Below are 11,175 nucleotides of genomic sequence, written 5' to 3' on the forward strand. Positions count from 1 at the left end.
GAATATGTGTTTCTTATCTTGCGTCCCAGACTTTATAGCTATAAGAACCAATTACAAAAATGAACCTAAGATCAAATAGAAGTCAATAAGCATGTCAAAACAACCAGTCGTTATTCTCGCATATGGGGAAGGTGGGCACAAAAAAGAGATGAGCTTACTATATAAACACATTAAAGAGTCAGAACTTAAGTTTATATCTTTAGGGCCATCACCTATGTGCGCACAAATAACACACTTTAAGTTAGGTGACGTTCGCCACAAAGAAAATCGTTTGAAATCGTTATTGATGGCAATATTTGGGCTTTTTCAGTCAACGGTTATTACACTACAAATTTGTTATAAATATAGGGTTACGGGGATCGTTTCAACTGGACCTGGAATGGCAATTATTCCCTCAATCATTCTTAAAGTCATGGGAAAAAACGTCATTTTTATCGAAACGTTTTGTCGCTTTTATACACGCTCTTTCACTGGAAAATGGATGTCGAAAATCAGCAGTGAATTTTGGGTGCAAAATAAAGAGCAACTTACCCTCTATAAAAATGCAAAATATTGTGGACGCTTATGAAAGTTCTTGTCACTGTTGGTTCATCATCATTTGATTCTTTAATCCGTGCGGTAGACCAAGCCGCAACAAAACTTGCAGCATTTTCGTTTACTTTTCAGACAGGCACAGGTGAATACAAGCCTAAGAATGGTAGCTATTTCGCTCATTCAAATGAGTTTTCCAGCGTACTAGTCGATGCAGATGTTGTTATTACACATGCTGGTGCTGGCACTGTTTTTGAGTTACTAGAGCTCAATAAAAAAATTATTGTCGTGCCTAATTTTGACAGAATCGATAAACACCAATCAGATTTAGCCTTATATATCGAAAGGAACAACTACGCTTTGGTTTGTCATGATGTAAACCTTATAGAGAATCATATAGAAGGAATCAAAATGTATGAACCTACTCCTTATAACAAAGACTCTTTTTTCCTCGCGGATGAATTAATAAGTAAGCTTTTAAAAAGGTAATTTCGCACTTATCAAAAAGTACGATTTAACTTTTTAGATGACTAACTCAGCTCACTGTAAAGTCTTTTAATATTTGCTATATTCATATCTATTGAAAAAAGTTCTGCTAATTTATGTCTTTGCGTAAGGGTTAAACTCGCTTCATTTTTATATAGATCAGCTATTGCCCCTGCTAACAGCTTAGGATCTTTTTGGGGGACAACCTTTACTGCTGATGTATCAACTAGTGAGGCTAATTCAGTTAATCCACCGCACTCAGTAACAATTGTTGCTAAGCCCGATGCCATAGCCTCTAGTGCAGCTACACCAAACGATTCTTCTTGAAATGTAACACTATCTCGGATCGAAGGTTGCACATAAACATTATACGATGAAAGCAGCTCGGGTAATGCTTGATGACTCACCATATCGATAAAGTTCACATATTTAGTTAAAGCTAACTGTTCAGTTACCCCCTGTAAATGCTCCTTGAGCTCGCCACCACCAATAAGGGTAAGGGTCGCATTAGGGTAGTCTTTATGCAAAACTGCCAATGCACGAATCAAAAACTCATGTCCTTTACAATTAATTAATCGTCCAACCGACACAATGTTCAAAGATTCAAAACTCTTTTCCTGCTTTGTTGACAAAAATATAGAATTAAAAGAGTTATGCACAACTGTAATTTTTTCACTAGGAACATCTAGATTTTCGACTGTTTTACGTTTTAAAAATTCAGAAGGAACAGTCCACTTGATAAAGTCTTTAGTGCCAGCATTTTTAAGTACAGCTCTGTATTTAGCCCTGATTAAAGGCTCACTATTTACATCAGAACCGTGCAATGATGCTAATGTTGGTATTTTAAGGTTGAGTTTTTCGCTCACATGCATCCATGTTTTTACCCCATTCCCTGTATGACAATGAACAATATCAGGCTTAAACTCTTCAATCGCCTTTTGCCAACTTTTATAGTCAATCATATAAGGCAGCAGTTGTAGTCTTAGAGCAAATGCCTGTGTGAGACGCTCATTAAAAACCGTTTTAATTGGGCATAAATATATGAGGTCAAAAGGACGGCTTTGCTCATTGACTCTTTTAGCTGTCACTATCGCAGATTCTATCCCTTCTTTTTCCAACGCTGTAACTTGGTCATAAATAAACGTTTCTGTACTCATTGAAAAGTTAGGTATGTAGTGTAGAACCCTCATTTTTTCCCTTTTTAAGTCTACTTAAAATAACTGGAAGCTTGCATATTATTGTTAGTAAATATTGAGCAAAGATAGCAATAAGCACTCCCCAAAGTTCGATTTTCGCTCCTAATATGAGTATGCCTAAGCACAAAACAATATTAGTAAGCACTGTAATCAGCAATAAACTCTTTATGTACCCTAAAGCAAGGAAAATAGGGTGTATTGGAGTAAATGCCGTGGAGACTGCATGAATAAGCATAAAAGTAACAATGTGCCATTTATAGACTAATAGCTCTTCTGAGAAAACAATCACAACCCAATAGTCAGCTGTTGCACTCGCCAAAGCAACCAATAAAAGCGAAGGCAACAATAATAGAATAACAATTTTTGACATCGCCTTTTCGACTTTGTGATATGCCTTCTGCGCCAAATAACTATTAATTTCTGGGTATAAAACCTGGTTTAATGGACCAGTCAACTTAGTTGAGATGGTCGCAATTTGTTTAATTACACGATATGCGCCTGCTGCACCAACCGACACTACCGCACCAACCAAGATATTATCTAGCTGCTTTACAGGAATGTCTGCCAGTGAAGTCATATGAACTGTAAAGTTGAAGCGATTAAACTCTTTTTTATTAGCCTTTGAAAGTCGTTGCGTATCGTTTTGTAGTAAAGAAACCACAAAACGCCCGCTTAAGCATTGTATATATATAACACCAAGCCCTAGCGTGATTAAATAAGTTGCAACAAAAAAACTAACTCCATAGTTTTTCCAATAGCCAAGTAATACACATAGAAAAAACAATACAGCACTAATTATTGCCTGCATAGCCAATGCCTTATATCGTTCTTGATAGCGTAAAATGCCAATAGCGACGCTTGTTTGGTTAATGAAAATATAAATAGAGCACCACTTCAATAGCTCAGCATAATGTTCTAAATTGAAGCTTCGAGCATAGATTTCTGCAAAAATAACTGCAATAGCAGTACCGAATACAGCACACAACAGATCATATTTAAGGGTTGATATAACCAATGAACCTTTATCTTTTTCAAGATAAAAAAAGCGAATTAACCCTTGCCATGCCTGCGGATTAAAACACAAACTTAAAACAAGTATGTATGCCTGAAGAAGAGTAACCTGTCCAAAAGAGTTAACGCCCAGTGCCTTTAATGAAATAGCAACAGAAAAGAAGTTAAGGATAGATGCAGATAGGTTACCACTGAGTAATATACCTGTTTGCCTAATTAATTTACTTAACATTAGCGCAGTTATTCACTGAAAAAAGCGGGAAGGCACTATTGTTCAGCTTTATCAATGCTTTTTGTACGCTGCTTTTTTGAAACACCAAAAAAACGGCGAGCACGCACTGTTAAGCGCCATATATTAACCATAATTTGATGATATACGATTAAACAGAATATAAAGCCATAAAACATGTAGTAATCAGGCACTGCATTTAACTGGGCTAAAATGCCAAATAATGCAAAACAACAACCTAGCATCGAGATAACTAACAAAGTCATCTTCGGCCCAATTCCTAGCCTTTGTAGAATATGATGTAAGTGCTGTCGGTCAGGCTTAAATGGAGACTGACCTTTTTTGATTCTACGAATAATAGTAGAAATCGCGTCCATAATTGGAATAGCCGCTATCCACAGACCTGTAACAGGGTTAAAAGCTGCATTATCTGACTGCGAACCCTCGAGTAAAAGCCAAACGACACTGAAACCTATCACTGTACTGCCAGCATCGCCCATAAATATCTTAAAGCGCTGACCTAAAGGAATACCTAAATTCATTAATATATAAGGAATCGTTGCTGCAACAACAACCATACAAAATACAGCTAGTTGGATTTGCCCATTAAAATAAAATAATAGACCAAGCGAAGCAAATGTAATGATTGCTAATGCGCCTAGTAGACCATCGATTCCGTCAACCATGTTATATGCATTAATGGCCCCTACCACCACAACGACGGTGACGAGATAGCTAAAATACGACAACTCTAAATCAAAGTTACCGAAGATCTGCCCAGCATTAGTAAAAACTAACTCACCAAACACCATCATCAAGGTTGAAATGAAAGCTTGTACTAATAACCTTAATCGAAAACTAATATCGTATAAATCGTCAAAGACACCTATTACTAATAATACACTGGCACAAAACAAATATATAAAAGTTGAAGAGATTGAATCGGGATAGATAACTAAATAACTGAATACAACAACAAAAACAGCCAAGCCACCCACTAAAGGGATAGGGCCGGTGTGATGCTTGCGCACGTTTGGTTGATCAACAAGGTCTATATAAATGGCAAATTTTCGAAATGCAAAAAGGCTCAAAAACGAGCACATAAAAAGTGCAATAGTTGTTAAAATCACAAAAAATAAACCTTAATCAACATGAAGTTCCCCGAAACACAGTCAAAACGCCTATCATTATAGATGATTAAAAATAAAAAACATAAGCGTTTTAACGGCTGCAACTCTTATTTTACTAAAAAATTAACTTTAGCCACCAGCCAGTACCTAAAATCCATAAAACCAATAACAAAGCTTGAACGATACACGCGTAGACCCCCTTTTCAGGTTCCCCCTAAACAAAGGCCGAAAATAATATAGGCATTATAATTACCTTACAAGCAAATATAAAAACAAACTGTAAAACTTCGTTACCAAGATGTATTCATTTAATAAAGAACTTAAATAAAGCTGACTTCACTTATCAGTTAGCACACTTGTAATATTGAGCTAAAGAATACTGTTACTTTATAACAGACAGCAGCGTTTGCCACATTTCTTTACTTTGCAGCTTATACTTCATCGCGTAACTTTCTAGCTCAGATTTCCTTTCAGAGTTTTCGTTCAAACACGTATTAAGTAAAGCATCTAAACTAGCTAATGAAACATTGGCAGGAAGAAGTGTTTCCTCAGAGCCGTACTCTCTAAAAAGCTCTTGATACTTATGGCTCCAACCAGTTGCAATACATGGAATTGCCTGAGATAAAGCACTAACACAACCATGAAAGCGTGAGCAAATAATAACTTTTCCTCTTGCGATCAACGCTTTGACTGACTCAGCATCTGCTGGCTCGACCACTTCACAAGGCGTTTCTAATAAGCTATTAATTTCATCGCATAGCGGTGCATCGTCTGCCCCACTGTGATTGAGAATAATTACCTTCTCACCCTTTTTAAGTGCCTGATTAGCCAAGTGAGCCAAGGTTGTGACATAGTTTTCTCGCCACCATGTATTTTTATTTCTTTTACTGAGCATTTTTGAGTTAGGGATCAAAATAACATGATCCTGGTATATGTCGTATTCAGGCTTGGCTGTTGGTACAAATAAATTGGTGAAATCTGGGGCTTGCTTAATATTAGTTGATTCACCCACAAGCTCTACAATATGTTTATACGAAGGCTCCTCTCTTGCAAACACAAGGCTTGCATTAGAAAACGCAACCTTTGCATACTTTTTATTTTCATCTCGCGAGAATGGCCCTAACGATTGCGGCATAAAAATATAATGCTTTGAGCGAGATTGAGTGCGTTTAACAACACTCGCCACTTGTCTTAAAACTAGATCTGACCATTGATCGCCATAACTAAAACCTGATGCGTCTAAAATTACATCAACATCAGCTTCAGTTACAATTCCAAAGCGATTTTTAAAATAATGACGTATTGAGGACGGAATACAATAAAATAACCAGTTAAGGTCAAGAATATTTTTGCACAGGTTGATCTTTTGGTATGCACCAACTTTTGCTCGTTTAACATAAGGAGAGTTAGCATTATGTACTAAACAAATTTCAGCATTTGGTAACGCTTTATTTAACTGCGCAATAATCGATGCAAGCATCAACTCCGCACCCTTATTAACAAATTGAACACCCTTAATTTCAACTAACACAAGTAACCCAAACCGAATGAAAACACAAAGCGAGTAAGAATATACAGCAATCTGAAGTCATTCAAGCATTCCGTGCAATTTCTTTGATTTACGATAAACTACCCGTTCTAATAGGCAATAAAAACCCTAAAATGAGCTCAAACGTTAAAAACTCGCTACTGCTTATCGTCGAAAAAGTTGTGCTACTCGGCCTTGGCTTTATAAACAATATTTTATTAGCGCGGCTAGCTGGCCCTGACTTATTTGGCGAATTTTCTTACGTTGTCTCATTTGCAACCATTTTCAGCCCCTTTGCAGTCATGGGGCTAAATAACATTATTACTAAGTACATTGTCAAATACCCTGCAAACAGCCACTACTATATAAAGTCAGCCTTACTTATTCGCTTACTAGGTGCCATTATTTCATTATGCATTGCTACTTTGGTATGTTTACTCGCCTTTAACTTAGATCATCATCAGGCAGGGCTGATAATCATGTTAGTCGCAATGCAAAGCTTTACATTTTTGTATGTGCTTGAATTTTTCTATATAGCTAAAAAGCAAGTATCTCAGCTGGTAAAGCTACGCCTAGTGACCATAACTCTTATTAATATTGCAAAACTCATCGCCATTATTAATGCAGCTGATTTAACAATGCTTATTTTTTTACAAGGGCTTGAAAGCGTGCTGATCGGCATTTGTTACTACATTATGTATACGAGCCAGAAGAATCATAAAGTTTATAAACTGCACCCTAAAAAGCAAACTTACCTTGCGCTTTATCAAAAAGGAAAATGGCTGCTATTTTCAGGCGTTGCAGCCATTATCTATTTAAAAATAGATCAGATAATGCTTGCTAACCTAATAAACACAGAAGCGGTGGCTTACTATGCCGCAGCCGCTAAATTATCTGAATTTTGGTATGTGTTTCCAGTATTAATAGCCAATGTTTATACAACACCACTCAGCCATTTTCGTTTTAAACAACCTACCTTGTATAAGCAGTTACTACAGCGATTGATCATAGTGCTAACCTGCTTAGCCATGTTTTTAAGCTTAGCGACCTGGTTTTTTGCCGACAATATCATCGGCCTGATTTATGGTTCAGCATACACAAGCAGTGCCGCGATTCTTAGTGTTCATATTTTTGCGAGTTTGTTTGTTTTTCAAAGAGCAGTGTTATCTAAATGGCTTATTCTTGAAAAACTCTATAAATACAGCCTGCTCTCTAACCTTTTAGGAGCTATTGTAAATATTTTACTTAACTTATTACTCATACCTAAATACCAAGGCTTAGGGGCTGCGTGGGCAACAATTATTGCTTATATGGTTGCCAGCTATGGCTTTTTGTTTATTAACGCAAAAACTCGTGTGTACGCAAAAGTATTGCACCAAGCTGTGTTACACTCTAGGCAAATATTGACAAACCTCATTTACGATTTAAAAGTACAGTATGAAAAGCACAGTAAAAAAAATAATTAACCGACTTGGCTACGACGTTGCCTTTAGACGCATTGCTAAAAACAGCAATAATCACTCAAAACCAATTTGCTTTGTACATGTACCTAAATCAGGTGGCATTTCTATTGATTTAGCAATGCGCGAGCAATTTGCTATTGCCGGTCAACCTCGCTTTAGCCGCGAAGGTGCCATTGCAATGAGTCTTGCAGGTATGAACCGCGAAATTACCGATTTAGATAGTATTAGTGAGTTTAGCGATCACCATGCTAAACAACTAACTGGCTTGCTTGCTTATCACCTTGCACAAGACTGGCCCTATGTCAGCGGCCATGTAACAACAAACAAACAACTACTCAATCAATTTGCCAATCAGTATCACTTTGTTACTGTACTTCGTGAGCCTGTAAGCCGATTTAAGTCGAACTATCTATACAACAAGCTGACCAATTCATTGCCAATGATGGCACCTAACAACTTAAACTACGATAACCTCACAGCAGAGGTCGACACCATTTTGCAACACCGCAGGGGTTGGCAAATGGCGAATGTTACAAGTATGTGTATTGCAGGCCGTTTTGCCAGCGATGAGCATGATGCTAAAACACTGCAAAGTGAGTTCAGCGATAACCTTGAAAAGTACAGCGTTGTGAGTTTTTTAGATAATCTGGATAGTTTTTCTTCAAAGATATACACATTAACTGGTAAGCAGATCAACATTGGTAGTCACAATACAACCGAAAGCCATCTAGATAAGCAAAAGCAATGTGTCAAAGATACACTGCAAAATTATTTAAATGAGCCGCATATCAATAAAAAAATACAACATTTATGCCGATTTGAAACCGAGAATTACTTACGGGCGAAAGAAAAACACAGCACGCTTTAAAAGTTGAGCACAAATAGAGACGAAGGTTATTAAGGTAAAGGGTAGACGATTTTAAAAAATAAAATCTTCTACCCATAAAGTTACAGGCTAAATGAATTCACAAGTTGAGTGAACTCATCTTTAATTTCATCACTTACTTTTTCATTACCACTAACAGAAATAATAATAACCTGATTGTGGCTTTTATCTAGTACGGCTAAATTATGAATAACTTGCTTATTACCGCCTACACTACCTGTGAAACCATATTCCATATTTGCAAGCTTTCCTTTATATGTTGCTTCATCTTCACCTACACGAGTGAATTGAAGATCTTTAAAACCTGCATTCAATAGCCCCTGCAGTGCATTTTTCACAAAACCTCGCCACTCTTGCTGCGAGCCAGTGTACTTTTGGCCTACAAGCTGCTGACAGGTTACATTACTCGCAATGTTCGCAGCTTTAATTTGTTTAATCGAAACAAACTGTTTTAAGTTTAAGTCTACACCGGTACTGATATTTAATGTTTGCTGTTTTTCTTTTGGCTCTGATGAAAACTTAATATCAAAGTTACAAGCTTCACTTCCTTGCTGTGACTGAATTAATGGCGTTGATGCTTGTAAAAAGCTTGAGTGGATCCCTGCAAAAAATAAGCTTGATGCTAAAAATATTGTTCTAAATTTCATGCTTTACCTTTATTTAATTTACTTAAGACAACAACTTTTCTGTCAACTGAAATTACAGCTTCAAGATATTTTAGTTACCTTCACCGTTTGCTGCAATGCTCAATTAGATCCTAGAAAAATTTAAGTGTCTTAAATAGACACAATTTTACAACTTTTGTTCCTAATAATTTTTTAATCGTTGTCTTTATATAAATTTAATTATAAAAAAACCCGGCCTAAGCCGGGTTTTTACAAAGTAGTTTACTAACTAATATTAGTTACCACGTTGTTGTGAAGTAGAAACTTCTGTACGACCTTTGTCGTTTTGGCTAACTGCGTAAGCGTTTACGTCGCCTTTATCTGCGTCGATGTTGAAAGTAACGCTTAGTTTAGTAGCAACACCTTTAAGACCAAATAGAGTATCCATTGCTGGCTCAGAGATCTTAGTTACAGTGTTAGCAGCTAGTTTAGCACCAAGGTTCATTGGGCCGTACTCTTTACCGTTGTTATCGATAGCAGTAACGATAACATCTACTTCTTTATCCGTTTCGTTAGCGAAGTGGATGAAAGTATCAGTGTTAGGAGCATTTACCGGAAGGTAAGGAACATTGATGATAGTTGCGTCAACAGCCCACTCACCAGCAGCTACTTTAGAAAACGCGCTGTAACCACCAGTAGGTAGTGTAACACCAGCGTTAGTTACGCTAGTAACAGTTACAGAAGCATCAACATCACCAGTTACTGGGATATCTGTAGTGCTTTGGTTTTGGAAAGTGATAGTATTTACATACTTATCTTTCTCACCTGCAGCAGTTGCAGAACCATCTTGGTAAGCGTATGCATCATTAATAGCAATAGCAACTGGAGTAGTAGCTGTGCTCATTACTACTGAATCAGCATCAGTACCTAAAGCACCTGCAGCGATACCAGTTACAACACCTTTGAAGTTACCGTTGAAACGGATGTTTGCGTTAACACCTGTTAATGCAAGACCTAAAGACTCATCGTTTTCAAATGTGTATTTAACAGTGTCTGTATCTACTGCAGTACCGTTAGCACCTACGAAACGAGAAAGTTGGTCACGCTTGATTAAACCGTCAAGTTTAGTGTCAACAGAGAAACCGAACTGAGTTTGCTCAGTTGCAATTACACCAGTACCTGTTTCGATTTGAGTCTTATCAGCTTTGTTAGAAACATAGCTAAGCGTTGATGCACCTTTAACGATAACTTTGTTTACGCCAGCGCCTGGAGTTGCATCATATTGGTGATTACCTAAAACAACGCGGAACGCAGAGTTAGCTGTAAGTGGGTTACCAAGGTTAACTTTGAAAGAGATTGAATCTAGTTCACCTTTAGAAGCATCACCATTTGTAACTTTAACGTCATCAAATGTGAAGCTACCAGTACCGTAGTCAAAACCTACATCGCCAGCATAAGCTGTACCTGAACCAACACCTTGAGTTACTGCACCGCCAGTTAACGTGCCTAACTCAACATTTTTGTCGAATTTAAGCGTGATAACTGATGAAGATGGGTGATCTTTATCTACAACGATGTCAAAAGTAAGCTTACCAGCTGTTGGAGTAACTTTTAAAGCAACACCTTCAGCAGAAAGTTTAAGTGGCGTGCTTGAGATAGTTGCCGCTTGTGCACCCATTGCACCTACTACAGCAGTAGCTAAAAGCGCTTTTTTGAATAGTTTCATTATTTCCATTCTCCTAGTTTCATGAAACTGATGTATTGTTAATGAAGGCAATACACCAAGATTTTTTATTGTTCTGGCTGGAGTTTTGCCAGATCAAGCTAAATTTAAGGGTTAACAATAAACTTGTCAAGTAATTAACCTTACATGCACACTTTATGAACAAGTAAAGTATTTTCACACATTTTAGTACAATATAGAAACTAAAACAGTCATTTATTATTAGCCAACCCTCTTAATTTAATTTGTTCGTTTGCATGCTGATGGCTCAGTTTTTAAGCTTCTGAGTATTGTAACATGCAATACCAACATTTTTATGACAAAAGTTACTTAAGAAATTTTAAGTAAGCCTGTTAAAGCACGTACAGTTATAGTTTTATTACCGCT

10 protein-coding genes are annotated in these 11,175 nt (G+C 37.1%); 4 read left to right on the plus strand and 6 right to left on the minus strand.

Features of this window, described 5'->3' with window-relative positions; all coding sequences use genetic code 11:
* The first annotated feature begins 91 nt into the window (after positions 1–91).
* Positions 92–568, plus strand: coding sequence for a PssD/Cps14F family polysaccharide biosynthesis glycosyltransferase (pssD, locus tag ACSFVZ_RS17605; protein ID WP_435559328.1), 477 nt, complete (start codon positions 92–94; stop codon positions 566–568).
* Positions 565–1,020 carry a PssE/Cps14G family polysaccharide biosynthesis glycosyltransferase gene (gene pssE, locus ACSFVZ_RS17610; protein ID WP_435559329.1) on the plus strand — a complete coding sequence of 152 codons (456 nt, stop codon included), beginning with the start codon at positions 565–567 and terminating at the stop codon, positions 1,018–1,020. Before pssD ends, pssE begins: the two co-directional genes overlap by 4 nt.
* Positions 1,021–1,061: 41 nt before the next feature.
* On the opposite strand, the gene ACSFVZ_RS17615 is transcribed toward pssE, so the two are convergent.
* The 4 genes from ACSFVZ_RS17615 to ACSFVZ_RS17630 all read right to left on the minus strand — a co-directional run bounded on the left by ACSFVZ_RS17615 (position 1,062) and on the right by ACSFVZ_RS17630 (position 6,114).
* The gene (locus tag ACSFVZ_RS17615) at positions 1,062–2,174 is read right to left on the minus strand and encodes a glycosyltransferase family 4 protein (protein WP_435559330.1); all 1,113 of its coding nucleotides are present in this window, start codon (positions 2,172–2,174) and stop codon (positions 1,062–1,064) included.
* 7 nt (positions 2,175–2,181) lie between these two features.
* On the minus strand, positions 2,182–3,456 hold the full coding sequence (locus ACSFVZ_RS17620; RefSeq protein ID WP_435559331.1) for a lipopolysaccharide biosynthesis protein: 1,275 nt from the start codon (positions 3,454–3,456) through the stop codon (positions 2,182–2,184).
* Positions 3,457–3,491: 35 nt separating this feature from the next.
* Complete coding sequence (gene wecA / locus ACSFVZ_RS17625; protein WP_435559332.1) at positions 3,492–4,583, minus strand: UDP-N-acetylglucosamine--undecaprenyl-phosphate N-acetylglucosaminephosphotransferase; 1,092 nt, start codon at positions 4,581–4,583, stop codon at positions 3,492–3,494.
* A 382-nt stretch (positions 4,584–4,965) separates the two neighbouring features.
* The gene (locus tag ACSFVZ_RS17630) at positions 4,966–6,114 is read right to left on the minus strand and encodes a polysaccharide pyruvyl transferase family protein (protein ID WP_435559333.1); all 1,149 of its coding nucleotides are present in this window, start codon (positions 6,112–6,114) and stop codon (positions 4,966–4,968) included.
* A 131-nt stretch (positions 6,115–6,245) separates the two neighbouring features.
* On the opposite strand from ACSFVZ_RS17630, the gene ACSFVZ_RS17635 reads away from it, so the two are divergent.
* Together ACSFVZ_RS17635 and ACSFVZ_RS17640 are read left to right on the plus strand one after the other, a co-directional pair.
* The gene (locus tag ACSFVZ_RS17635) at positions 6,246–7,577 is read left to right on the plus strand and encodes a flippase (protein ID WP_435559334.1); all 1,332 of its coding nucleotides are present in this window, start codon (positions 6,246–6,248) and stop codon (positions 7,575–7,577) included.
* Entirely contained in the window at positions 7,549–8,442 is an 894-nt protein-coding gene (locus tag ACSFVZ_RS17640) for a hypothetical protein (protein WP_435559335.1), read from the plus strand. The genes ACSFVZ_RS17635 and ACSFVZ_RS17640 overlap by 29 nt, the downstream gene beginning before the upstream one ends.
* An 80-nt stretch (positions 8,443–8,522) precedes the next feature.
* On the opposite strand, the gene ACSFVZ_RS17645 is transcribed toward ACSFVZ_RS17640, so the two are convergent.
* Positions 8,523–9,107, minus strand: coding sequence for a hypothetical protein (locus tag ACSFVZ_RS17645; RefSeq protein ID WP_435559336.1), 585 nt, complete (start codon positions 9,105–9,107; stop codon positions 8,523–8,525).
* 253 nt (positions 9,108–9,360) lie between these two features.
* Positions 9,361–10,791, minus strand: coding sequence for a Slr4 family S-layer protein (locus tag ACSFVZ_RS17650; protein ID WP_435559337.1), 1,431 nt, complete (start codon positions 10,789–10,791; stop codon positions 9,361–9,363).
* Positions 10,792–11,175 lie beyond the last annotated feature (384 nt).

Origin of the sequence: Pseudoalteromonas nanhaiensis (genome assembly GCF_051235485.1) — a bacterium.
Classification (GTDB): domain Bacteria; phylum Pseudomonadota; class Gammaproteobacteria; order Enterobacterales; family Alteromonadaceae; genus Pseudoalteromonas; species Pseudoalteromonas lipolytica_C.